This is a genomic window from Sulfitobacter sp. NFXS29 (assembly GCF_040148765.1).
Lineage (GTDB): Bacteria > Pseudomonadota > Alphaproteobacteria > Rhodobacterales > Rhodobacteraceae > Sulfitobacter.
Genome location: NZ_JAGDED010000004.1, coordinates 143,394 through 168,032 on the forward strand (window position 1 = coordinate 143,394; position 24,639 = coordinate 168,032).

A 24,639-nucleotide genomic window follows, 5' to 3' on the forward strand; every position below is an offset into this window, starting at 1 on the left:
CAAGCCAGGGTAGCCGCAGGGCAGGGCGCTGCAACCGTCCTTGCCTGACACCTCAAATCAAGATTGAATGCGCGGCTGAGGCTGCTGAACCGCACGTTCCAATAGATAAGAAGATCAACACACGATGACCCATGACTTTGAAAGAATCCTTCAGGCCGCGCCGTCGCCCTTCGTGTTGTTGGACAGTGAACTTCGGGTGGTCTGGGCGAATGATGCCTATCTACAGGTGACCGACCGCCAGTTAGAGGGGCTTATCGGGAAAGACCTGTTCGAGGAATTTCCATCTGACCCCGAAAGCGAGTCGGGCCGCATGCTGCGCGCGTCTTTCGCACGGGTGTTCCGCGATGGCACCACCGATCACCTGCCGGTCATCCCCTATCCAATCGCCAGTGCCGAGGGCAAAACCGAAGACCGTTATTGGAGCGCGACCCATACGCCGATCCTAGGTGCGGATGGCGAGGTCGAGTTCATTTTGCAGCACACGCAGGACATCACCGAGGTCTATACCGCCGAAGCCCCGGGGGAGGGGCGTGCAGGCTCGGCCCAAGCCGCCGTGCTGCGCCGTGCCCATGAGGTGACGCAGCAAAATCTGGAACTTGATACCGGGATCAGCCTTTTCAAGTTGATCTTTGAACAGGCACCGAATTTCATGGTCACCCTCATGGGGCCGAACCACGTCTTTCGCACGGTCAACGCCGCCTATTTACGAATGGTTGGTCAGCGGGACCTTATTGGCAAACCCGCGCGCGAGGCTTTGCCCGAGATCGCGGGGCAAGGCTTTTTCGAAATGCTGGACGAGGTCTATCGCACCGGCGAAGCCGTGAGCCAACAGGGGGCCGAGGCATGGGTGCAACGCAGCCCCGGAGGTCCGACTGAACGGGTCGTCGTCGATTTCGTGTTTCAACCGCTCGACAACGTGCGGGGAGAGACCATCGGCATCGTGATCCAAGGCAATGATGTCACCGCGCATAAGCTTGCCGAAACCAAGCTGCGCGAGGCGGAGGAACGGTTCCGCACCATGGCGCACACCATGCCAGTCCATGTCTGGACGGCCACCGCCGATGGGCGTTTGGATTGGGTCAGCGATCAGATCTATGCTTTTTCGGGCGCGGCGCCGGGCAGTCTGGTCGGGGATGCTTGGCCCGTGATCATTCACCCCGACGACCGCGCCGAAGCGATTGCCACTTGGGCAAAGGCGGTGGAAACCGGGGCGGTTTATGAGAGCGAATTCCGCCTGCGACGGGCCGATGGCGCCTATTGCTGGCACTTGGTGCGGGCCGTGCCGACCAGAGATGACCAAGGCGCGGTGATGCGCTGGGTCGGCACGAATTCCGAAATTCACGAGCAGAAAGAACTGTCCCGCCAACTGGCCGATCTGAACACGACGTTGGAAGAGCGTGTGGAGAAACGCAACCGCGAGTTGGAAGAGCTTCACGACCGGTTGGCCCAAAGCCAGCGGGTCGAGGCGGTCGGCAATCTTGCGGGCGGGGTTGCCCATGATTTCAACAACCTGCTGCAAGTGATGACCGGCAGCCTGACCATGGCCGCGCGCGAAATAGCGGCCGATTCCCCGGCGCGGGTGCGGATCGATGCGGCCATGCGGGCGGTGAAGCGCGGCGCGTCGCTGTCCTCGCAACTGCTTGCGTTCAGCCGCCGTCAACCATTGCAGCCGCGCTCGATCGACCTGCGCGATCTGCTCAGTGATATCGACGACATCATGCGCAGCGCCTTGGGCGAGGGGATGGAGGTCGAACTCGACGCGCCCGATGCCCTGTGGCCAGCCTACGCCGATGCGGCAAGCACCCAGAACGCCGTGCTAAACCTCGTCATCAACGCGCGCGACGCGATGGAGGGGCGCGGCAAGTTGAAAATCGCGGTCGAGAACCGGCATATCGGCCCCGAAGAGCTGCTTGGCGAGTCTGACATGGTGGCGGGCGACTATCTTGAGGTGAAAGTCATCGACCACGGGCCCGGCATCCCGGCGGATACGCTGGCCAAAGTGTTCGATCCGTTCTTTACCACCAAACCGGTGGGTAAAGGCACCGGGCTTGGGCTCTCCACGGTTTATGGCTTCGCGCGACAATCGGGCGGGCGGGCCACCATCGCCAGCCATCCCGGCGCGGGCACGACGGTGACGCTTTTGCTGCCGCGCGCTGAGACGGCGGCGGAGCCTTTGCAGTGGCATGACCCCTCAGACATCGCGGGCGGGAACGAGACCGTGCTGCTGGTCGAAGACGACGCCGAGGTGCGCGACGCCACCGCCGCCTTGCTGTCGGATCTGGGCTACCGTGTACGCACCGCAGAAGACCCCGCCACCGCCCTCGAAGCTGCGCGGCAAGCGCCGGAATTCGATCTTTTGGTCTCGGACGTGGTCATGCCCGGAGAACTGAGCAGCCGCGACATGGCCGAAACCCTTCAGGCCGAGCGGCCCGACCTGCCGATCCTCTTCATCTCGGGCTATTCACGCGATGCGATCGTGCGCGATGGCCGGGTGGATGCCGGGGTGAAGTTCCTCGCAAAACCCTTCACCAAAGACGCTTTGGCGATCAAGGTACGCGACGCGCTGTCCTCGGCCCCCGCTGCAAAAACAAAGACTGACTCAGTCCAAGAACAGCCAGATCGGCCCCGTCATGTTTTGCTCTGCGAAGACGACGCGCTGATCCGGCTCGATCTGGCGGATATCCTTAGCGGGCTCGGCACCGAGGTCACCGAAACTGCTTCGGGTCAGGAGACATTGGACAGGCTGCAAGCGGGGCAATACGACGCGCTGCTGATCGACGTGGGCCTGCCGGATATTTCGGGCGAGGAGGTCGCGACCCGCGTGCGCGCGCAGCATCCCGATATGCCCATCATCTTTGCCACCGGCCAAGCGGAAGTGCCCTCCGCCGCGGCTTTGGGCCGCTGTGCCGTGGTTCAGAAACCTTTCGGTGACCGCGATCTGGAACGTGCCTTTGCAAGCTTGGGCATTCTGCCACAGACGGAAACGTCCACAGCATTTTGACTGAGCGTTGCCCGCGCGCGGGACATCGCGGCCCGCGGGGCGTCGCTGTCGCGAGCACAGGAGGTTTGCCAAGGGGCGATCGACCGGGCTGACGGCGCCTACTTTGCGCATATTCCGCCCCCTGTGCTGGGCTAGACTCTTTCAGTCAACGCAGCTTGGAAATCACCAGAGGTCACCCACCGCCCCAACCAAGCGAGGATATCATCCAACTGCTGCAGATCTTCGGTTGAAAGCGGGTCTGTCAGGACCGTACCAAGGTTGTCGGAAACCCGCCGCGCGGTGAGACGCACTTCCTTGCCTCGGGTGGTGGTGGAGAGAAAGAAGACACGGGGATCGACCCCGGAATTCTCGCGCTGGATCAGGCCCTTGCTGATCAGATTTCGGATGATGCGCGACGTAAGGCTCTTGTCGTACCCCGTGACCTTGGAAATCTCGGCTGCGATATTCTCAGTCTGAAAAGAACGCAGATTCTGGACTATGCGTGGTGCATGGAGCCGCATAGGGCGCCCAAACCTCGAAACCCTGCCACACGATCTGCCGCGCCATCCAGAGGTCGGTTTTGAAGGGGCGCGCAGTGCGAAACTCGGAGCCGAACGGTTCGGATGGTTCGAAGCGTCGGGTGGCAGGGGGGGGGCGACGGCGCCGGAGTCACATCAACGCGCGCTGGCGGCGGCGTTGTTGGGGTGACCACAGGCGGTACACCTCAAGAACGGCCAGAGGCGCCAAATGCACCAGAGCCGCCTCAACGCCGCCCCAATCGTGCAGCGCTGCCCAGTGGACGAGCGTCAGCACAGCCGCACCATAGACAAACTGCCGTAGCTTTTTCCACGACCGCCCAAGGCGGCGCACCCATGCATCTGTCGAGGTAACGGCCAGTGGCACAAAGATCAGAAAAGCGATCCAGCCGGTCCGGATGTACAGCCTTGATACCTCGCCCCCAATGAAGGCTATGGCACCTCTATCAAGGTGATAAAGCACCGTATCGGCCAGCGCGTAGAAGAATGCGGCCACGCCAAGATAGCGGCGACGCTTCATCAACCAGCGCGGCCAGCTTGCATCGCGAAAGAGCATCAACAGCGGGGGTGATCATCATGGCGATAATGATGAACCGCGCGGCAAACTCCCCAGTGGGGTGCAGTAGGCTGCTGATTGCGTCTGGTCCGCCAGAGGTGAGCCCGAGGGTCATTGGAATGGCGGGTAGTCTCAACAGCGCTCAGAGGGTGAAGGGGTGATCCCAGATGGATTTCAGCGTGCAGATATCTCCGAGAAGTGTGTTGTTTTACGCGGCAGGCCCCGCGTTTCTGTCGAATTCAGCGTGCGAGCGAAGAAAAATAGTCTTCCCAGCTTTGATGTGGGCGTCCGGTGGCTGCTTAATAATTGCCGGGGGTATCAAAGGCGCCGCGACGGATACCGTCGTAAATGCCGCCGATAATCGGGCCGATGAAATCGCCAAGTTCGGCGGTGCGGTCAGCGACATAGTCTTCGGCAGACATGCTGCGATAGGCCACTTGGGTGCCGTAAGTGGCGTTAATGTATTCCGTCAGCTGGGCCTGAGTGATCGGGGTGCCGTTCAGATCAAAGGTTTGGCCGTGCAGATCGTCCCGGGTCAGCAGAGCGGCATAGGCATGGGCCAATTCTGAGCGCGTCGTGTACCCGCATTTCCCGTTCCCCGCGCTGTTGGCGATCTCGCCCTTGGCGCGGTAGGTGTCGATATATTCAACGTCAGGCTCGATGTAGATGCCGTTGCGACCAATGGCCCAGTCCAGACCGCTGGCGCGGATGTCGGCCTCGGTCTGGCGATTGCTCTGCACGACGGGCGAAAAGGCAGTCCCGACCTCGGGGCCCTGAATGCTGGTGTAGACGATCTTGCGCACGCCTGCGGCCTTGGCCGCCTCAATCACATTGCGATGCTGGCCGATGCGGTCTTCGGGCGGGGCCATGCCGGAGACGAGAACAAGTGCATCGACGCCTGCAAGGGACATCCGAAGGTCGTCCGGCGTGTCATAGTCGCCGGGGCGCACCTCAATTCCCAAGCCAGTGACATTGCCGGGTGTCCGGGCAAGACCGATGACCGACGATCGATCTGTTCGTTCAATGAGTTTACGCGCGATTTCCTGACCAAGTTGTCCTGAAACGGCGGTGACGGCATAGCGCATCGGGCTCTCCTTTGACTTGGTACGGTGTGGCACGGCCCGACGGGCCATGCCAATTCGCGAATATTAGCCGTGGTATGCTTGGCTGACGGCGAAGCTGTCTTCGAACCAGTGCCACAACACCACCTGACCATCGCGGACCTTGGGGCGCAGGGCAAAGGTGAAGGGCCCCGTCTCTTTGCCGGAATTTGTCGTGATGCCGCTCATCTTACCAAAGACGGCAACGGTGTCGCCTGCGGCAAAGGCATCTGTGTTTTCCCAAGCGGTTGTCTGAAAATTCTGGCCAAAGACGCCAAGGAAATCGAAGACCGCCTCCTTGCCGCGTGCCTCACCGATCCACGGCAAGTTCTCGTCGCCCTCGTTGTGCCAGACCATATCGTCGGCCATCAGGGCGCCCATTTTCTCCATATCTCCTGACCCCATCGCGCCCATGAAGGCCATTACGGTGTAAAAGCTCTCTTCTGTGGTTGCGTCCATGTCCTGTGCTCCTGCGTGTTGTCCGAGAATGATCGCCAGCGATGCGCCGAGCGAGGTTTTGAGAAGGGTTCTGCGTTTCATTTGTCGCTCCATATCGGGTGCCCCGAACGAATGGGGGCCTTGGTTAAGTTCGAGATTTCCGGCGCCACTCTGTGCGGCACCGGGGGTGTGCTCGGGCCAGCTCAGCTTTCAGGCGGCGTAGTCCCAAGTGAGTTTGGGGTCCTCACGGAAGGCAAAACGCTCAAGGTGGCTGGTAATGACCTGCACGACCTTATCGAGCTTCGCCCGGTCATCGGCGGTTGCGCTCAGTGACAACCTGCTCTCTGACGCGGCCAGTTCACACGCCCCGAAAGGCAGTTCGATATGGCCATCTTGACCCGTGTGAGTGACGGGCACCTTGTGGCCGAAATGTTTGCAGAGCGTGCCCAGATAACGCTCCGCGCTTTCGGTGTTGAGATGGGTGGTCGCTTTCATGGCGGTGTTCCTCGTGTTGCAAGGAACATCTATCCCCGTCGCATTGATCGGGGTATTCACTGAATTCAGAAGTGATAGTTCCGGCAGGCCGAACAATTATCGATCATCTAAAGCATATGGCCATTTTTGCGCGGGTGGTGGACGAAGGCTCGTTCCGGGCCGCGGCGAAAGCCATAGGCGTCGCACCTTCGCGGGTGAGTGAAACCGTTTCGGAACTCGAAGATTTCCTCGGGGTGACGCTGCTTTATCGCACGACCCGCAAGATCGCGCTCAGCAACGAGGGGCGCATGTTCTACGCCCGTGTGGCCGACATGCTGCGGAGCGCCGAAAGCGGGTTGAATGACCTCAATGCCCTTTCGTTGGAGCCGGTGGGCGCGCTCAGGGTTTCGATGCCTGCGTTCATGTCGTCCTCGGCCCTGTCGACTGCGATCGCCGAATTTTCACGGCTTCATCCGCAAGTCGCTCTGTCGCTGGCCTTCTCGGATCAGAGGATGGACCTTATCAACGATGGTTTTGACGTGAATATCCGCGCGGGCTGGCTCGACGACAGTGCGATGATGTCGCGCAAGCTGGGCGAAAGCGCGCGCGCCTTGGTGGTCGGCAGCGACTATGCCGCAACGCGCCCGCCCCCCGAACATCCTTCCGATTTGGAAGACTGGGACTGGGTGCGCTACCGGCATCGCTCTGAATATACCCGTCTTAGCGGCCCTGGTGGGGAAGAGGCGAAAGTTCTGGGCCAAGCCCGGCTCGAAGTGGACAGCGTGGATGCCCTCTACCATTTTGCCTGTAAGAACCTTGGCGCCACAGTCATGCCTGAGCATCTCGCCGACCGGGGAGAGGCCGAAGGTAAGCTGATACGCCTGTTCCCGAATTGGCGGTTGAAACCGCTGGGAATTTTCGCCGTCTGGCCAGACACTTCGCGCCGCGAGAACCTCACGCTTCTGTTCGTGCGGTTTTTGGCAAAAGAGCTCGATCAATAGGGCGCTGGCGATCGGCCATTTGGCCCCGCATGAAAGGGGCACCAGCCTTCCACGCCGCTTTAGATTATCTGATGGCGCGGCCAGATGAGCCTTTTGCTGAACGAAGTCGCGCCGAAAGCCGCATTCCAGTGGCTCATGTCAGCACATAGTTTTCCAAGGTTCGCATCGGGGGCGCCTCTCGGCCCAAGGCTTCACAGGCTGAGATCTCGATCACACGACACATCGCGTCGAGGGGCAGGCCGTTCTGGACGTTGCGAAACGGATGTTCCAATTCATTGGTAACGGCTTGAAGGCCAAAGAACACATAGGCGACCACTGCCGCGAAGACCGGGGCGAACCAGCTTGTCGCCTCGATAAGTGCGAAGGGCAGCAACCAGCAATAGAGATATGTCGTGCGCCGCACCATGAGCGAGTAGACGAACGGCAGCGGCGTCGTGGCGATGCGTTCGCACCCGGCTTGCGATCGCGCCAGTGAGGAGAGCGTGTCGGAAATGGTCATCTGCCCGAAGCCATTGATGGCCCCGCTTTCAGCAAGCGCCCTGATCCGATCAGCCATCGTTCTGAGAGCCGCATCTGCCGGGTTGGCCTGCGCGGTGAGGGCCTTCGCTTGCGTTTCGCCGATCCAGCCGGATATCTCGGCGCTTACGTCTACATCTCGCAGGCAGCCCCGGTGCAGATGGCTGAATGCCACGCCGAGAGATACGATCTCTGCCCGGTCCTCGCTCCCTTGGACGAAGATGCTCAGATGACGGCCCAAGTTCCGAAGATCGGCGATCATCGCACCCCAGAGCTTGCGAGCCTCCCACCACCGGTCATAAGCCGCATTGTTGCGAAAGCCGAGAAACAGCGACAGCGCGACGCCGAAGATACCCATGGCGGCGATGGAAATGCGCGGCAATGCGATAACGTGCTGATCCACCAGCAGCACAATCGCTGTCAGCAGCGCCACCCCGACAATTCTGCCGGTGATCTTTGGCACGATCGATCCCTGCATGACAAAGAACAGCGTCAGCGCGCTTGGCGGGTCTCTCACGATCATCGGGCCTTCCTTTCAAATGCTGAGGCGATGATTTTGTAGATCATCGCAACCCTTTCCCGAGGTGATCAAGCAGCAGCGTCAAGTTCGGACGGATGTGCGGGGTTCCGTGAGCGGAAAGGTATTCGGGCAGGGCCGGGGCCTTCTGGAAACGGCGGACGTTTGTGAAAATGCGGTGGCACCGAGATGAAGCGCCGGGCCGATTACGCAATCGCGACGTTAGCAGCTGGCCAGTGGCGGGGAAACGCCGAAAGGGTTCCCCGCCAGCTGATCGGCAGAGCCGAACGGTAGAAAAACGCCGTATCGGGCAGAAGCGAGGACAGCTACCCGCGCATGTTCGGGCTCCGGGTGCGCTTAATGTCGGCGCCACCCGTCTGTCATCTGGAATCCAATCTCGCCATCGACTGGAAGTTGATGCGGTTCGGGGTCGTCAACAGCATTGGCAATTTGGCTAAAGTTGGTGGCGAAATCCGTCCTCAGCCCATCCTCTTTGAACTGTAGCTGCCGGGCGAGGCGGGAAACACGACTGTCTTGTTGCCATTCAAAAAGACCCGGTGATGCGCATGGGCATGGATCGCTCTGGCCAAGACGCCGGATTCAACATCCCGCCCAAGGGACACGTAGTCTGACGCGCTTTGCGCTTGGGTGATCCGGACGATGTCTTGCTCAATAATCGGCCCCTCGTCGAGATCGGCCGTCACGTAATGCGATGTCGCACCGATCAGCTTTACGCCACGCTCATAGGCCTGCTTGTAAGGGTTCGCGCCTTTGAAGGAGGGCAGGAAGGAATGGTGGATATTGATGATCCGACCGCTCATCTTTTGGCACATCGCATCAGACAGAATCTGCATGTAGCGGGCCAACACGATGAGTTCAGCGCCGGTGTCTTCGACCACCTCCATGATCCGGGCCTCGGCCTCGGGCTTGTTCTCCTTCGTCACCTTGATGTGGTGGAAGGGGATGTCATGGTTCACAACGACTTTTTGGTAATCCATGTGGTTCGAGATCACGGCCACGATCTCGATCGGCAGCGCCCCGATGCGCACACGGTAGAGCAGATCGTTCAGGCAATGGCCGAAGCGCGATACCATGACCACGACCTTCATCGTCGTGTCCTTGTCGTGAAACTTATAGTCCATACCGAAGGGCTCGGCGATTTTGGCAAAACCTTCGCGCAGCTCCTCCATCGACGTGCCGGTTTCAGAATCTGCACTGACGCGCATGAAGAACTGGCCGTTGTCGGGATCGTCAAACTGGGCGCTGTCGGTGATATTGCAGCCGTTCTCGGCAATGTATTTTGCAATAGCGGCAACGATCCCGCGTTGGGAGGGACAGGTAACGGTCAGGCAAAATTTGGTCATGAGATGGTCCTTGGAGATTGAGTTATGCAGCATGAGAGGCCGCATTTTTCGGTCCATTAGCACGGGCGGCTTGGAGTGTATTGGACAATAGGCAGGCAATCGTCATTGGCCCGACGCCGCCCGGCACTGGTGTGATTGCCGCCGCGTGACTTGCGGCTGCGTCGGAAACATCGCCAACAATGCTGCTGCTGCCGTCGGGCTTGGCGACGCGGTTGATGCCGACGTCGATCACCACAGCGCCCGGTTTGATCCAATCGGGCTGGACCAAATCCGGCACCCCTGCGGCGACGACCAGAATATCGGCTTGCCGGGCCATCGCGGCGGGATCGGCGGTAAACTTATGCGCCACCAAAACCGAGCAGTCCTGTTGCAGCAAAAGTTGAACCATTGGCCGCCCAACGATGGACGAGCAGCCGATCACACAGGCGGTAAGCCCGCGCAGGCTGCCGATTTCGTCTTGAAGCAGCATCAGACAGCCTTGCGGCGTACAGGGCACCAGCGCCGCTTGCCCGGTTGCCAAGCGGCCGGCGTTGATCGGGTGGAAGCCGTCCACATCCTTATCGGGTGAGATCGCCGCCAGCACCCGGGCGCGATCAATCTGCGGGGGCAGGGGCAGTTGCACAAGGATACCGTCCGTCAACGGGTCGTCGTTCAGGTTGGCGATCAGGGCAAGCAAATCGGCTTCCGTTGTGTGGTCGGGCAGGTCGTGCAATTCAGAGCGCAGACCGACCTCCTCGCAGGCACGCACTTTGGCGCGCACATAGATGCCGCTGGCAGGGTCGGACCCGACCAGTACCACCGCGAGACCCGGCACCCTGCCGTCGCGATGGCGCATCTCTTGAACCGCGCTGGCCACCTCCGCCCGCAGCCGCGCCGCCCGGGCGCGGCCGTCAATTAAGCGCCTTTTCATCCCAACTGCTCCGTCAATTCAGGCACCGCCTCAAAGAGGTTGGCGACAAGCCCGTAGTCCGCGACCTGAAAGATCGGCGCTTCTTCGTCTTTGTTGATCGCCACGATCACCTTGCTGTCCTTCATCCCGGCGAGGTGCTGGATCGCGCCCGAAATGCCGCAAGCGATATAGAGGTCGGGCGCCACCACCTTGCCGGTTTGGCCGACCTGCCAGTCGTTGGGGGCGAAACCGCTGTCGACCGCCGCACGCGACGCCCCAACAGCCGCGCCCAACGTGTCGGCCAAGCCGGAAATCAGTGCGAAATCCTCTTCCGAACCCACACCGCGTCCGCCTGAGACAACGACGGAAGCCGAGGTTAGCTCTGGGCGATCGGATTTCGCTACCCGGTCTTCGATCCAGCGGCTTGGGCCTGTTGGGATGTCGACGGTGAGGCTTTCGATGGATGCGGGGGCCTGCGTTTGACCGGCAGCGTCGAACCCGGCGGTGCGGATGGTGAGCACTTTGATCGGGTCAGAGGATTGCACCTTTTGCAGCGCATTCCCGGCATAGATCGGACGGCGGAAGGTCTCTGCGTCGATCACTTCGATGACGTCTGGAATGATCATAACATCAAGCAGCGCCGCCAAACGCGGCAGCACATTGCGCCATTGGGTGGTCGCGGGGGCCGCGATATGGCTATAGTCCGCCGCGATCGACTGTACGAGCGCCGCGGCCGGTTCAGCCAGCCCATGCGCCAGCGCGTCATCCTCGGCCAGCAGCACCTTTGTGACGCCAGAGATTTGCGCGGCGGGCGCGGCGGCCTCGGGCGCGCCGAGAACGAGCAGGGTGATCTCGCCCAATGGCGCAAGGACGGTGACGGCTTTGGCGGTGGCATCAAGCGCCAGGGCGCCCTCGGTGGTTTCGGCAATAAGTAGAACGGACATCGTCACAGCACTCCCGCTTCGGTTTTCAGTTTCTCGACAAGTTCCGCGACCGAGTGGACCTTGACCCCCGCCTTGCGTGCGGCGGGCTCTTCGGTTTCCAAAACCTTGAGGCGCGGTGTGATATCCACGCCTAGATCGGCAGCGGTCTTTTCCTCCAACGGTTTTTTCTTGGCCTTCATGATATTCGGCAAAGAGGCATAGCGCGGCTCGTTCAGGCGCAGATCGGCGGTGACGATGGCAGGCAGATCAACCTCGATCGTTTGCAACCCGCCATCCACCTCGCGCGTCACCCGCGCACGTCCATCCGCGACCGTCAGTTCAGAGGCAAAGGTCGCTTGCCCCCAGCCCAAGAGTGCCGCAAGCATCTGACCGGTTGCGCCCATATCGTTGTCGATCGCCTGCTTCCCAGCGATCACCAGCTGCGGTGCTTCGCTGTCAATCACGGCCTTCAAAAGCTTCGCCACGGTCAGCGGTTCAATATCGTCGTGCACGTCCTCTGCGGCGGAGATCAGGATCGCCCGGTCGGCCCCCATCGCCAGCGCCGTGCGCAGCACCTCCTGCGCTTGCTTGACCCCGATAGACACCACGACCACCTCCGACGCCGCGCCGCTTTCCTTGAGGCGGATGGCTTGTTCGACAGCGATTTCATCGAAGGGGTTCATGGACATTTTGACGTTGGCCAGATCGACACCGCTGCCATCTGCCTTGACGCGCACTTTTACGTTGTAGTCGATGACCCGCTTGACGGGGACGATGATCTTCATATGGCCTCTCTTTCTCGTGCTTCTTGCGCCCGCCGGGCAGGCTGGATCACCTTGCCGGCGGCGGGGGCGTTTCAGGGATGTGTTTCGGTGTTCACCCCGTCATAGGGGATAAGTGCTGCCAGCAATTCGCCGACCTCGATCTTGCCTAGCGGCTGCCCGGTTTTGCGCACGGCGATGGTGGCATCTGCCTGCCCTTTGGCAGCGCGAATGACCGTCTCAAGCGTGTCGTCCCAAGCGACCTCGGCAAAGAAATGGTCATCGGGCAGGGTTGGCGTTGCGATGGTACCGGCCCGCAAGACACGGGCGCGGTTGATGTCGCTCACGAAGGCTTCGATATAAGGATCCGCCGGGTTCATCACGATCTCCTGCGGCGCACCTTGTTGGACCACGGATCCGTCCTTGAGGATCACAAGGTGGTCCGCAAGTTTAAGCGCTTCATCCAGATCGTGAGTGATGAAAACGATGGTCTTGTGAAGCTCCCTTTGCAGCTCCAGCAGCAGGTCCTGCATGTCGGTGCGGATCAGGGGGTCAAGAGCCGAGAAAGCCTCGTCCAGCAGCATGATGTCAGTGTTCGCCGTCAGGGCGCGGGCGATGCCGACGCGTTGCTGCATGCCGCCCGAAAGCTGGCGGGGGTAGCGGTCTTCAAACCCACCGAGATCGACACGTTCAAGCCATTTGCGCGCCTCCGCCTCGCGGGTTTCCTGATCCACACCGCGAGTTTTCAGCGCCATCGCCGCGTTTTCCAGAACTGTCTTATGCGGCAACAGCGCGAACTTCTGAAACACCATCGACATGCTGCGCTGTCGCAACGCGCGCAGCGCATCATTGTCCAGCTGCATCACGTCCTGACCATCGAGCAATATTTCACCCGCAGTGGGGTCGATGAGCCGGTTCAGGTGACGGATCAGCGTCGATTTACCGGAGCCTGACAGCCCCATAATCACCGAGATTTCACCAGCTTGCATGTCGATGCTAATGTCCCGCAGCCCCAGCACATGGCCGTGTTTGGCAAGCAGTTCGGGTTTGCCGATGCCTTGTTCCTTGACCAAGGGCAGCACACGCTCGGGGGACGCGCCAAAAATCTTGTAAAGGTTGCGAATTTGGATCTTGGGGTGGGTCATCTGCCGCTCACTCTGTGTCATGTGCAGGATCAATGCGTAGGAGTGCGGCCTTTGAGCAGCGGTCCAAGACCACCGCCAGCAGCACGATACCAAAGCCCGCGACAAGCCCGACGCCCAGTTCCAGATTTCGGATGCCGCGCAGCACCAGCACGCCCAAGCCCGGCGCAGAGACGAGGGACGCAATCACGACCATGGCGAGGCTCATCATGATGGTCTGGTTCACGCCCGCCATGATGTTGGGCAGGGCCAGTGGCAACTGCACGCCAAAGAGCTTTTGCCGGTCCGTCATGCCAAAGGCATTGGCCGCTTCGACGACATCTTGATCCACCAGCCGTATGCCAAGGTCAGTCAGGCGGATCACGGGCACAATCGCGTAAAGGATAATCGCGATGCCGTAGAGCTTGGGCTCGGTCACCGAGAAAAGAAAGATCAACGGGATCAGATAGACGAAACTCGGAAGAGTTTGCAGCATATCCAGCACGGGCAGCATCAGTCTTTGCATCCTGTCGGACCGCGACATCAAAATACCAGCAGGGACGCCTATGAGAACGCAAAGCCCGGTGCAAACGAAGATAATCGCGAGGGTTTGCAGGGCCACATCCAGATGGTCGATCAGGCCGAAGAACAAAAAGACGATGGCGACAAAAACGGTCACCCCAATCTTGCGCGTCGCCCCCCACGCGGCCCACACCAATAGCGGGACAAGCACCCACCACGGCACGGTGGTAAAGACATAAAGCGCGCCGTCGAGCATCCAAGACAGAGGCTGGGTGAGGGGATCGAGAACAAGCTTCAGACTGTCTTTGATCCCCAGAAACCCCCGTTCGACGTTCAGGGTAATATCGCGTGATTGCGGGATGGCGTTGCAGGCTTCATGCAACTTGTCGAACGAGGGAAAGGGCAGGAGCGGACCCGTCTCGGCGGCATCGTTGCTGTTCTTTTTCTGCAGCAACTGCGCCATGCTCATTGGCCCCGTGGCGGCATCTGTGTCGCACCACCCTCGCAGCCCAAATCCATTGAAAACTTGCTCGTACATTTCTTGGAGAAACCTTTTGCTGCCTTGGATGCCCGGCCCCAAACGTCTCTTTCGACGCAGGGCCGGGCAGGGGGCTTATGAGTTATTGAAGGAGCGCCGACAGGTTCTCGCGCGCAGCATCGTTCAGCCATTCACCCCAGATGTCGGGGTTGTTCGACAGAAAGTAGACGGCAGCCTCTTCGGCGGAGGCGTTGTTGTCTTCCATCCATGCCAAGGTCGCGTTCATTTTGTCGTTGGTGAAAGACAGGTTCGACATCAGCTCAGCAACTTCCGGCGCGCGTTCCACGAAATCTGTGGTGGCCGCCGTTTTAACCGCAGCGCGGGGATAGGCCGAAATGCCGGGCTCAGTGCATTCTTTGTCGCTGTTGCAGGCGTGGGTATTCTCGTCGTAGCCGCCCATATCGACCAGCACCATCGGGTATTTCCCGAGGATCGAGGTCGGCGACCAGTAGAAACCAAACCACGGTTCCTTATCCGCATAGGCCGAGGCGATCGCGGTGGCGAGGGTTTCGCCGGAGCCGTGGTTGAAGACTTCGATGCCTTTGCCTTCCATGTCGATGACCTTGTTCATGGCATCATTGACCGTGCGGCAGGCCCATCCATCGGGGCAGTTGTCAAACCGTCCGCCCGCGAGTTCTGGATTGGCTAGAATGCCCTCAAGCGTCGCCGCCTCGGGGTTTGCGTCGACCACATATTGCGGGACGAACCAGCCCTCGATGCCGCCGTCGGACAGCACGTCGGTCAGTTCGACAAGTTTCCCGGCTTCGACCATTTTACTATAGGCCGGGGCCGTGTTGACCCAAAGCTCGGTCAGGATATCCGGCGTTCCGGTCTCTGCCACGGCGGTCAAAGCTGTGGGTGTTGATGACGGCACCAAGGTCACGTCGCAACCGTAGCCTTCCTCCATCAGGAATTTGGCGACCGATGTCACCACATTGGCCGAGGCCCAGTCCATCTGCGTGATGCTGACTTCTCCGCAGTCTTGGGCATAGGCCGTCCCTGCGAAACCCAGAGTGCAGGTGGTGGCTAAAAGTAGATGTCTCATGTCGTCTCCCGTTGGCGTCGTTTTCGGATTTTTATGTGGTTTGAGGCTTCCACGTTTTCGGACAACCTCAGAAGACCAAATGCCTCCTGCGAACATTTGATATTTATACTTTCAAAAAATACGATTAGTTAACGCAGGGTCAGCAGGAATAGGACGCCGCCATGTCTCGAACCAAAGCCGCCAGAGATATCAGCTTGAAATCGCTGGAACTGTTTCAGGTCTGCGCCAAAGAGGGCTCGCTGCAAGCCGCGGCGCGTGATGCTGGATTGACCGTAAGCACCGTGTCGCACCATCTGCGCAGCTTGGAAGACCACCTGGGCGTAGAGCTCTTCAACCATGCGCGACGCCCAATGGTTCTGACGCCTAAAGGGCAGGTCTTTTCGCGCAAGATTGACGAGGCGCTGCGCACGATTCGCAAGGCCAAGGCGGAGGCATCGGCGGGCAGCGTGGCCGATGCGAGTTTTCTTAGAATTGGTGCGATCGAAGACTTCGAGAGCGATATCGTGCCCTATTTGGCCGTCTCGCTGACGAAGATGATGCCCTCCTGCGATTTCATGTATCACACCGGGGTAAGCCACGACCTGATCGGAATGCTGCGCAACCGCCAGCTTGATCTGGGGATATGCACCGCGCCGGGGGAATCGATCAGCGATCTGCAAGAGCGCCCGCTTTTGCGTGACCCTTTTATCATCGTTCTGCCGCGTCTTGCGTCGGAGTCCCTCACGCAGATCATGGAGGGCACGGCAAAGCTGCCTTTCCTGCGGTTCTCCGGCAACCTGATGATCGCCCGGCAGATCGACACCCACCTGCGGCGCTTGGGGGTAACATCCCCGCATCGGTTCGAATGTAGCAACAACCAAACCCTGATGGCGATGGTGGCAGCAAGCGCGGGCTGGACAATCACAACCCCGCTGTTGTTTTCCCGCGCCAAGCGATTTCATGGCGATCTGCGCATGCACCGTTTCCCGGGCAAGGGATTTTCCCGCAAATTGGCCTTGATGACCACGCCAGATTGTTCTCGCTCCGTCGTCGAATTGGTCGACACTAAGGTCCGCGACCTCATTCGCCAGCATGCGATTGAACCGTTGCACGCCAATGAGCCTTGGTTGGCGGAGAGTTTCCGGCTGATTGATTAAGGGGGCAGGGTGTTTTGCCGCTTTGAGCAGTTCCAATCAAGTTATCGAAGCTATCTTGCGATTTTTTCGAACACCCACTTCAGGGATTGCTGTTTGACCATCGCTCTGCCCCTCTGATCTCAATATGTATCGGAGGCGCACCCCATGAAATCTCGGACCAAAGTGGTAGTCATCGGCGGCGGAATCGCTGGCTGCTCGACGCTTTATCACCTCACACAGGAAGGCTGGACGGATGTCGTCTTGGTCGAGCGTGATGAGCTCACATCAGGCACAACTTGGCATTCCGCGGCGCAGGTTACGAATTTCGGCGGCAACCAGACAATGGTAGGGCTGAAGACCCATTCCATAAATCTTTACAAACGCTTGTCCGAAGACCCGGAATATCCGATCAACTACCACCACGCCGACGGCGGCATCCGGTTGGCCAATACCGAAGCGCAGATGCAGGGCTATCGCCATTTCGCCTCGATGGCGCGCGGTATGGACGTTGATCTGGAAGTCATCGACGCCGAAGAATGCGCCCGCCGCCACCCGCTGATCTCAACCGAGAACCTGCTGGGCGGGCTTTGGGATCCGCTCGACGGTGACATCGACCCGGCCCAGCTCTGTCAGGCCTTGGCTTTCCACGCCCGCAAGGCCGGGGCCGAGGTCTACCGCAACACGCCGGTCACTGCGCTGACGCAGCACAAAGACGACACCTGGACGGTTCACACTAAACATGGTGACATCGACTGCGATATCGTGGTCAACGCCTGCGGTTACCGGGTGAATGAGGTCGGCAGCATGATGGGTGTGCACCACCCCGTCGCCTCAATGGAGCACCAGTATTTCCTGACCGAAGACATTCCCGCGATTGTTGAGGCCGGTCACCGTATGCCGCTGCTGCGCTGTCCGATCTCGGACTACTACAGCCGCCAAGAAAAGAACGGTCTGCTGGTCGGCTTTTATGAGCAGAACTGCAAGACGTGGGGCATGGACGGGATCGACCCCAACTTCGTCAACGCCCTTTGCCCGGACGACCTTGAGCGGGTCATGGACGTGCTCGAAGGCGCGTTTGAGCGGATGCCCGCGCTCGCTGAAACCGGCATCCGGTCCATCGTCAACGGCCCGATCACCTATACCATCGACGGCGCGCCGCTCGTTGGCCCGATCCCCGGCAAGCGTAACGCCTTTTGCATCATCGGCCTGCGTGCAGGTCTGGGCGAGGGCGGCGGCCACGGTTGGCTGCTGGCCCAGCAGATCGTCCATGGCGAGGCGCAGTATGACACTTGGGTCATCGACCCGCGCCGTTTTACGGGCCACGCCAATGTGGAACTGACGGCTCTCAAGGCCATCGAAGACTACCAGAACGAATTCCGCTTCCACTTCCCGCATGAGCATCGCCCCGCAGCGCGGCCTGCCAAAACCACACCCCTGACGCCCGTCATGGCCGCCGAGGGTGCTGAATTTACCGTAGTCAACGGCTGGGAGCGGGTCGACTACATCAAGCCGTCGCCCGATTTCCACCCGACCCTCAGCTTTAACTTCGACGAGGCATTCGACGTGGTCGCGGCGGAAGTAAAAAACGTGCAGGAGAATGTCGGCCTCTGCGAAGTCAACGGCTTCAACCGGTTTGAGATCACCGGCAGCGACCGCCACAGTTTCCTTGACCGGATGTTCTGCGGCGCAGTCACAAAACGTGACGGACGTGTGGGCCTAGGCTACCTGCTGAACCACCACGGCATGGTCAAGGGCGAGGCCACAGTGGCCAACTTGCCCGCCTCGGACCGCGGCCCGCAGCGGGTCTGGTACGGGTCGGCAGCCGCCAGCGAATATCACGACATGGACTGGCTCAAACTTCATCTGCGCGACGACGAGGATGTGCAGATCCGCAGCCTGACAAATGACCAGACGATCCTCGTGCTCGCCGGGCCAAAGGCGCGCGACGTGCTCAGCGCCTGTTCGCGCGGCGATTGGTCGAAAGAGGCCTTCCCATGGCTCAGCGTGCGCGAATGTTTCATCGGCTTTGTCCCCGCCACGGTGCTGGGCGTGAGCTTCTCAGGCGAGTTGGCCTATGAAATTCATGTGCCCAACAATGCGCTCTATGCCGCTTATCTAGCACTGCGAGAGGCTGGGGAGGCACATGGTCTGAAGCTGTTCGGTGCCCGGGCGGTTGACGCGATGCGACTGGAAAAAGGTTTCATGCACTGGAAAGCTGATCTGCTGACCGAGTTCGACCCTTTCGAAACCGCGCTGGACCGTTTCGTAAAACCCGAAAAGCCCGCAGATTTCATTGGCAAGGAGGCGCTGCACAAACGCATGGAAGAAGGCCCGCGCAAAAAGCTGGTCACGCTCAAGGTCGACGCAACCCATGCTCCCGCACATGGCGGCGCCTCACTGATGCAGGACGGGAAGGTCGTCGGCACTGTGACCTCAGGCGACTGGGGACACCGGGTGGGCATGAACCTCGCCTATGCCTTTGTCGATCCGGCGCTGGCCACGCCCGGCACGCAAATCCCGCTTGATCTCTATGGGGAAATGGTCGGCACCGAGGTCATCGAGCCCTCGCCTTATGATCCTTCCTATGCGTTGATGCGCGGATAACACGACTGGCAGGGGCCGAAGCGAATCCGGCCCCGGTCTGGCACACGAAACATTCAGCGGCAGTCCGCTCCCTTTGCGGCTGCCGCCCACATCGAAGCTAAGATTGAGGATCATCCATGCACCTTTCCCGTTTCCCCCGCGTCCACCTTGCCCACTTGCCAACACCGCTTGAGCATATGAAGCGGCTGTCCAAAGAACTCGGCACCGAGATCTGGATCAAACGCGACGATTGCACCGGGCTGTCGACGGGCGGCAACAAGACGCGAAAGCTGGAATTCCTGATGGCCGAGGCCATCGAGCAGGGCGCAGACATGGTGATGACCCAAGGCGCCACCCAAACCAACCACGGCCGCCAGACCGCCGCGGCGGCCGCCAAGCTGGGCCTTGCCTGTCACATCCTGCTGGAAGACCGGACCGGCTATGATGATGCCAACTACAACACCAACGGCAACGTGCTGCTGGACCATCTGCACGGCGCCACAACCGAGAAATTCCCCGGGGGCCACGACATGCCCGGCGAGATGGAAAAGGCTGCCGAGAAGAAACGCGCCGAGGGCCATAAGGTTTACGTCATCCCCGGCGGCGGCTCCAACCCAACGGGCGCTTTGGGCTATGTGAACTGCGCGTTTGAGCTGCTGAACCAAGTGAACACCTCCGGCATGAAGATCGACCGGCTGGTTCACGGCACGGGCTCTTCCGGCACGCAAGCCGGGCTTGTCACCGGCATGTGCGCGATGAATGCCCAGATCCCCATTCTCGGCATCGGCACCCGCGCACCGCAGCCCAAGCAGGAACAGATGGTCTATGATCTGGCCTGCAAAACCGCAGAGAAACTGGGCTGCGCGGGCGTGGTCAAGCGCGAAGATGTGATGGCCAACACCGATTATGTGGGCGACGGCTACGGCTTGCCCACCGACAGCGGCATTGAGGCGATCCAGATGTTTGCCGAGCTGGAAGGTATACTGCTTGACCCATGCTACTCCGCGAAGGGGGCCGCTGGTCTGATCGATCTCGCTCGTAAGGGAGAGTTCAAGGACGAGCGGGTGGTCTTCCTCCATACCGGTGGCGCGGCAGCGCTTGGCGGCTATGACTTCGCCTTCGACATGTCCAACCGTTGGGTCAATCTGTAAGAGAGGACGGCTTCCGTGGCGCGCAAGTTTACCGGCAGTTTCACCCAGCAAGAGGGTCTTTCCGAAAGCGCCATCGCGGCCGCGGTTGCGGTGCTACAGTCGGGTCGCTTGCACCGGTATAACCTTGCCCCGGGTGAGGCCGGTGAAGTGGCCCAGCTTGAGGCCGAATATCGTGATTGGCAGGGCAGCAAGTTCTGCCTTGCCGTCACCTCGGGCGGGCAAGCGTTGCAAATCGCCCTGCGCGCCTGCGACGTGGCACCGGGCGACAAGGTGCTGACCAACGCCTATACGCTGGCCCCGGTGCCCGGCGCGATCCGGGCGGTGGGCGCTGATGCGGTGCTGGTCGAGATCGACGAAAACCTAAGGCTCGACCTTGATGACCTAGGCGCCAAAATCGCCAGTTCCGGCGCGCGGGTGCTGTTGCTGTCGCACATGCGCGGGCATCTGTGTAACATGGACCGGCTGATGGCGATCTGCGATGAGGCGCAGGTGACCGTTATTGAGGATTGCGCCCATACGATGGGGGCGCGCTGGAACGGCACGCGGTCGGGTAATTTCGGCAAAGTGGCCTGTTTCTCGACCCAGACCTACAAACACATGAACTCCGGCGAAGGCGGGTTTTTGACCACAGATGACGCCGCAATCGCCGCCCGCGCCACGATCTTGTCTGGCAGCTACATGCTGTATGAACGCCACGGTGCCGGACCGCAGCCTGAGGCGTTTGCCGATGCGCGCTATGACATGCCTAATTGCTCGGCCCGGTTGGATGCGTTGCGCGCGGCGATCCTGCGCCCCCAGCTTGCCGGCCTTGACACAAACATCGCCCGCTGGAACGCCCGCTATGCGCGGGTAGAGAAGGGGCTGAAAGCGCAGGACGGCGTGGCAACGATCAACTTGCCAACCGCCGAAGCGCATGTCGGGTCCTCCATCCAGTTCCGCCTGCCAGATTTCACCGCCGCACAGTGCCGTGCCGTGCTGGAGGCCGCTGCCGCACGGGGCGTGGAACTTAAATGGTTCGGCGCGAAAGAGCCTGCAGACTTCACCTCGGCGCATCCCTCCTGGCGCTATGTTCCAGCGCAAGACATGCCCGCGACAGACCGCATAATGGCGACGCTTTTCGACATGCGCCTGCCGCTGAGTTTTTCGGAAGAAGACTGCGCGCTGATCGCCGAGTTGATCTGCGAAGCGGTTGGCGAGGTGGCATCATGAGCCGCCCAGTCGTCGGCGTATTGGGCGGCATGGGGCCGGAGGCGACGATCCTGCTGCAGCAGCGTGTGCTTGCCACGGTTGACGCACAAGACGACGCCGACCATCTGCCACTTTTGATCGACATGAACCCGCAAGTGCCCTCCCGCATCGCCCATCTGATCGAGGGCACAGGCGAAGATCCCGCCCCGGCACTTGCTGCAATGGCGCAGCGGCTGGAACGGGCAGGGGCCACGGCCCTCGCCATGCCCTGCAACACCGCCCATCACTACGCCCCGGCGATTGAGGCGGCGGTTTCGATCCCCTTCCTGAACATGGTGACCCTATCGGTCGACCGCGCGGCGGGGCAACTCTCATCAGGTGCGTCCGTCGGTATTCTTGCCTCTCCTGCCGTGCGTATGGCCGGGGTGTTTGACGCAGCCCTTGACCGCGCCGGGCTGATCGCCCTTTGGCCCGCAGATGCCGATCGCATGCTGGCCGCGATCCGGTTGATTAAGGCGCAGGGGATCACCCCGCAGGCGCAGCAGACGCTTGCGGAAGCGGCGGCTGAATTGACCACGCAGGGGGCCGAGCTTCTGCTCATTGCCTGCTCAGAGTTTTCGCTGCTCGCCCCGGCTTTGACCGCCCCCGTTCCGATCCTCGACACGATCGACGTACTGGCCGAGGCGATCCATCAACATTCCCAAATCCAACCGAGGTAAGACCATGGCGATCACCTATCTAAAGAAAGTCGAGACCCGCCCGGCGGTTGAGGCGAAAGACATCCGCGGTGTGGTTGCACAGATGCTCGCCAAAATCGAAGAGGACGGTGAGATGGCCGTGCGGGACTATGCCCGCGACCTTGACGGCTGGACCGGGGATATCGTGGTCACTGCAGCAGAACGGGCCGCTGCCTCTGCGCGGGTGCCACAAGACCTCAAGGACGATATCCGCTTCGCCCATGCCAATATCCGTCGCTTTGCCGAAGCGCAGAAGGCGACGATGGGAGATTGCGAAATTGAAGTCATGCCGGGGCTGATTGCGGGCCAAAAGCAAATCCCCGTCTCTAGCGCGGGCTGCTATGTGCCCGGCGGGCGTTACAGCCATATCGCCAGCGCTTTGATGACGATCACCACCGCCAAGGTCGCGGGCGTACCGCATATCACCGCTTGCTCGCCCACACGCCCCGGCATCGGTATTCCCGATCCGATCATCTTTGCGATGGACCTTTGCGGGGCGGACCTGATCCTAAACCTCGGGGGAGTGCAGGGGGTCGCTGCCATGTCGATGGGGCTGTTTGGCGGTGTGCCTGCCGATATCCTCGTCGGTCCCGGTAACAGCTATGTGGCAGAGGCCAAGCGCATGTTGTTCGGCGCTGTGGGGATCGACATGTTCGCCGGGCCAACCGATTCACTGGTGGTCGCTGATCACAGCGCAGACCCCGAAACGGTGGCATGGGATTTGGTCAGTCAGGCGGAGCACGGGGCCGACAGCCCGGTTTGGCTGGTTACGACAGACCGCAGCCTGGCGGAATCCGTCTTGAAGCGAGCGCCCGAGATGATCGACAGCCTGCCTGAGCCGAACGCCAGCGCCGCGCGCGTGGCTTGGGCTGAACGGGCCGAGGTGGTCTTGTGCGATACCCGCGAGGAGGTCGCCCAAGTGGCCGACCGCTACGCGCCGGAACATCTTCAGGTGCAGGCCGAAGACCTTGATTGGTGGCTCAACCGCCTCTCGGCCTATGGCTCTTTGTTTCTGGGGGAGGAGACGACGGTTGCTTTCGGTGACAAGACCTCCGGCCCGAACCATGTGCTGCCGACCAGTGGGGCTGCGCGCTATACCGGGGGGCTCTCCGTCCATAAATTTACCAAGACCGTGACATGGCAACGCTGTAACGCGGACGCCTCGCATGAACTGGCGTTGCGCACCGCGCGGATCAGCCGGATGGAGGGGATGGAAGGCCATGCCCGTTCTGCCGAACTCCGGCTGAAACACCAACCGGCCTGATCCCAAGCCGCGCTTAGGAAAAATAATGCTACTGACTGCTAAATCCCGCATCTCCCCCTATGCCGGGGGGCTGCTGCTTGCGACTGTCATCGCGGTGGCTGCAACCTTCCTGTCGGACCACTATGGCGCGCCGGTCATGCTGTTTGCGCTGCTGCTCGGGATGGCCTTTCACTTCCTGTCGGAAGACGGCGCCTGTACCGTGGGGATCGACTTTGCCGCCAAGGCGCTGCTGCGCTTCGGGGTCGGACTGCTGGGCCTGCGCTTGGGGTTGGCCGAGGTCATGAGCCTTGGCCTTACACCTGTCATTGCCATCATCGGTTTCGTTCTGGCAACCTTTGGGTGCGGCGTGGTGATGGCTCGTATCTTTGGCCGCCGCACCGCTTTTGGTATGCTGGCGGGCGGGGCGGTCGCCATCTGCGGGGCATCGGCAGCTTTGGCGATTACCTCCGTCCTGCCGCCGCATAAAGACCGCGAGCAGGACACGCTTTTCGTTGTGATCGGTGTCACGGCGCTGTCGACCATCGCGATGATCGCCTATCCCATTCTTTTCCAGTCGCTGGGGCTAAGCGATATTGAGAGTGGTTTTTTGGTCGGCGCCACGATCCACGATGTCGCGCAGGTGGTGGGGGCCGGGTACTCCATCAGCGACGAGGCCGGGGTCTTTGCCACCTACGTCAAGATCCTGCGCGTCGCACTTTTGCCCGTCGTGATGCTGGTCGTGATGTTCAGCTTCAGAGGCGCGCAACAACAATCTGTCGGCGTGCCGTGGTTTCTGGTGATGTTTGCAGGCTGCGCGGTTTTGGCAAATCTGGAAGTGCTGCCGGCCGCAGTTCTCGCTCTGCTGAATGAGCTATCCCGGTGGTGTCTGGTCATCGCCATCGCGGCTTTGGGGGTGAAAACCAGTCTGGCGAAGGTCGTGAAGGTCAAACCCAGCTACAGCATCATTCTGGTGGTCGAAACGGTGTTCCTGCTCGGCGCGGCTCTTGCTTTTGTGCTTTTGTTCGGGATTTAGGCGGGGCTTATCCAACTGCGCGAAGTTTGGCACGTTGCAAGTTCTGAGCGGGCAAGGTCTGTGCGGGCAAGGTCTGTCCGGATTGTGTTGAATAACTCTACTACAGCGCACCGGGGCCGAATTCGGCAGAACAAATTCCAAACTATGGGAATTTCGGCGCCATTCCCGGACACAATTAGCCTGTCGGAGAAAAGCTTCCCACCATTTAGAAATTGGGTCACCGCACACCGAGATGATGGTTATGAAGAAAATTCCTCAGGTGCTGTTGTGAGAAGGAAGTCGGCGCTTCCGCAAAAAAAGTGTTCTCG

General features: G+C 60.5%; 22 protein-coding genes. 9 read left to right on the plus strand and 13 right to left on the minus strand.

Features of this window, described 5'->3' with window-relative positions; all coding sequences use genetic code 11:
* Positions 1 to 124: 124 nt before the first annotated feature.
* A complete protein-coding gene (locus J3456_RS08835; protein ID WP_349579821.1) occupies positions 125 to 3,001 on the plus strand; it encodes a hybrid sensor histidine kinase/response regulator in 2,877 nt (958 codons plus the stop codon).
* Between the two features lie 131 nt (positions 3,002 to 3,132).
* On the opposite strand, the gene J3456_RS08840 is transcribed toward J3456_RS08835, so the two are convergent.
* The 5 genes from J3456_RS08840 to J3456_RS08860 form a co-directional block, all read right to left on the minus strand.
* Positions 3,133 to 3,501, minus strand: a complete 369-nt coding sequence (locus tag J3456_RS08840; RefSeq protein WP_349579822.1) for a MarR family winged helix-turn-helix transcriptional regulator — start codon at positions 3,499 to 3,501, stop codon at positions 3,133 to 3,135.
* Positions 3,502 to 3,649: 148 nt separating this feature from the next.
* Positions 3,650 to 4,072 carry a ferric reductase-like transmembrane domain-containing protein gene (locus tag J3456_RS08845; RefSeq protein WP_349580031.1) on the minus strand — a complete coding sequence of 141 codons (423 nt, stop codon included), beginning with the start codon at positions 4,070 to 4,072 and terminating at the stop codon, positions 3,650 to 3,652.
* 299 nt (positions 4,073 to 4,371) lie between these two features.
* Entirely contained in the window at positions 4,372 to 5,157 is a 786-nt protein-coding gene (locus J3456_RS08850; protein WP_349579823.1) for an NAD(P)H-binding protein, read from the minus strand.
* Positions 5,158 to 5,220: 63 nt separating this feature from the next.
* On the minus strand, positions 5,221 to 5,712 hold the full coding sequence (locus tag J3456_RS08855; protein WP_349579825.1) for a nuclear transport factor 2 family protein: 492 nt from the start codon (positions 5,710 to 5,712) through the stop codon (positions 5,221 to 5,223).
* Positions 5,713 to 5,820: 108 nt separating this feature from the next.
* Positions 5,821 to 6,105, minus strand: a complete 285-nt coding sequence (locus J3456_RS08860) for a DUF2218 domain-containing protein (protein ID WP_349579826.1) — start codon at positions 6,103 to 6,105, stop codon at positions 5,821 to 5,823.
* Positions 6,106 to 6,221: 116 nt separating this feature from the next.
* Here J3456_RS08860 and J3456_RS08865 point away from each other — a divergent pair, with 116 nt between their 5' ends.
* On the plus strand, positions 6,222 to 7,085 hold the full coding sequence (locus J3456_RS08865) for a LysR family transcriptional regulator (protein ID WP_349579827.1): 864 nt from the start codon (positions 6,222 to 6,224) through the stop codon (positions 7,083 to 7,085).
* A 133-nt stretch (positions 7,086 to 7,218) separates the two neighbouring features.
* Here J3456_RS08865 and J3456_RS08870 read toward each other — a convergent pair whose 3' ends face one another.
* The 8 genes from J3456_RS08870 to J3456_RS08905 form a co-directional block, all read right to left on the minus strand.
* On the minus strand, positions 7,219 to 8,124 hold the full coding sequence (locus J3456_RS08870; RefSeq protein WP_349579828.1) for a bestrophin family protein: 906 nt from the start codon (positions 8,122 to 8,124) through the stop codon (positions 7,219 to 7,221).
* A gap of 473 nt (positions 8,125 to 8,597) precedes the next feature.
* Positions 8,598 to 9,482: a formyltetrahydrofolate deformylase gene (purU, locus tag J3456_RS08875; protein ID WP_349579829.1), complete on the minus strand. Its 885-nt coding sequence runs from the start codon at positions 9,480 to 9,482 to the stop codon at positions 8,598 to 8,600.
* A 22-nt stretch (positions 9,483 to 9,504) separates the two neighbouring features.
* On the minus strand, positions 9,505 to 10,392 hold the full coding sequence (gene folD, locus J3456_RS08880; protein ID WP_349579830.1) for a bifunctional methylenetetrahydrofolate dehydrogenase/methenyltetrahydrofolate cyclohydrolase FolD: 888 nt from the start codon (positions 10,390 to 10,392) through the stop codon (positions 9,505 to 9,507).
* On the minus strand, positions 10,389 to 11,315 hold the full coding sequence (locus J3456_RS08885; RefSeq protein ID WP_349579831.1) for an electron transfer flavoprotein subunit alpha/FixB family protein: 927 nt from the start codon (positions 11,313 to 11,315) through the stop codon (positions 10,389 to 10,391). The genes folD and J3456_RS08885 overlap by 4 nt, the downstream gene beginning before the upstream one ends.
* A gap of 2 nt (positions 11,316 to 11,317) precedes the next feature.
* Positions 11,318 to 12,079, minus strand: a complete 762-nt coding sequence (locus J3456_RS08890) for an electron transfer flavoprotein subunit beta/FixA family protein (protein WP_349579833.1) — start codon at positions 12,077 to 12,079, stop codon at positions 11,318 to 11,320.
* Between the two features lie 71 nt (positions 12,080 to 12,150).
* Positions 12,151 to 13,221: a quaternary amine ABC transporter ATP-binding protein gene (locus J3456_RS08895; RefSeq protein ID WP_349579836.1), complete on the minus strand. Its 1,071-nt coding sequence runs from the start codon at positions 13,219 to 13,221 to the stop codon at positions 12,151 to 12,153.
* Complete coding sequence (locus J3456_RS08900) at positions 13,208 to 14,236, minus strand: ABC transporter permease (protein ID WP_349579837.1); 1,029 nt, start codon at positions 14,234 to 14,236, stop codon at positions 13,208 to 13,210. The genes J3456_RS08895 and J3456_RS08900 overlap by 14 nt, the downstream gene beginning before the upstream one ends.
* Positions 14,237 to 14,318: 82 nt before the next feature.
* Positions 14,319 to 15,281: an ABC transporter substrate-binding protein gene (locus J3456_RS08905; RefSeq protein ID WP_349579838.1), complete on the minus strand. Its 963-nt coding sequence runs from the start codon at positions 15,279 to 15,281 to the stop codon at positions 14,319 to 14,321.
* Positions 15,282 to 15,442: 161 nt separating this feature from the next.
* Here J3456_RS08905 and J3456_RS08910 point away from each other — a divergent pair, with 161 nt between their 5' ends.
* The 7 genes from J3456_RS08910 to J3456_RS08940 all read left to right on the plus strand — a co-directional run bounded on the left by J3456_RS08910 (position 15,443) and on the right by J3456_RS08940 (position 24,331).
* Entirely contained in the window at positions 15,443 to 16,417 is a 975-nt protein-coding gene (locus tag J3456_RS08910; protein WP_349579840.1) for a LysR family transcriptional regulator, read from the plus strand.
* Positions 16,418 to 16,561: 144 nt separating this feature from the next.
* Entirely contained in the window at positions 16,562 to 19,000 is a 2,439-nt protein-coding gene (locus J3456_RS08915; RefSeq protein ID WP_349579841.1) for a GcvT family protein, read from the plus strand.
* A gap of 116 nt (positions 19,001 to 19,116) precedes the next feature.
* Positions 19,117 to 20,130 (plus strand): D-cysteate sulfo-lyase, encoded by a 1,014-nt coding sequence (gene cuyA / locus J3456_RS08920; RefSeq protein ID WP_349579842.1) that lies wholly within the window; start codon positions 19,117 to 19,119, stop codon positions 20,128 to 20,130.
* A 15-nt stretch (positions 20,131 to 20,145) separates the two neighbouring features.
* The gene (locus J3456_RS08925) at positions 20,146 to 21,339 is read left to right on the plus strand and encodes a DegT/DnrJ/EryC1/StrS family aminotransferase (RefSeq protein ID WP_349579843.1); all 1,194 of its coding nucleotides are present in this window, start codon (positions 20,146 to 20,148) and stop codon (positions 21,337 to 21,339) included.
* Entirely contained in the window at positions 21,336 to 22,037 is a 702-nt protein-coding gene (gene cuyB, locus J3456_RS08930) for a cysteate racemase (protein WP_349579844.1), read from the plus strand. The genes J3456_RS08925 and cuyB overlap by 4 nt, the downstream gene beginning before the upstream one ends.
* A 4-nt stretch (positions 22,038 to 22,041) precedes the next feature.
* Positions 22,042 to 23,319, plus strand: coding sequence for a histidinol dehydrogenase (hisD, locus tag J3456_RS08935; protein ID WP_349579846.1), 1,278 nt, complete (start codon positions 22,042 to 22,044; stop codon positions 23,317 to 23,319).
* A 25-nt stretch (positions 23,320 to 23,344) separates the two neighbouring features.
* Positions 23,345 to 24,331 (plus strand): YeiH family protein, encoded by a 987-nt coding sequence (locus J3456_RS08940; protein WP_349579847.1) that lies wholly within the window; start codon positions 23,345 to 23,347, stop codon positions 24,329 to 24,331.
* The last annotated feature ends 308 nt before the right edge of the window (positions 24,332 to 24,639 follow it).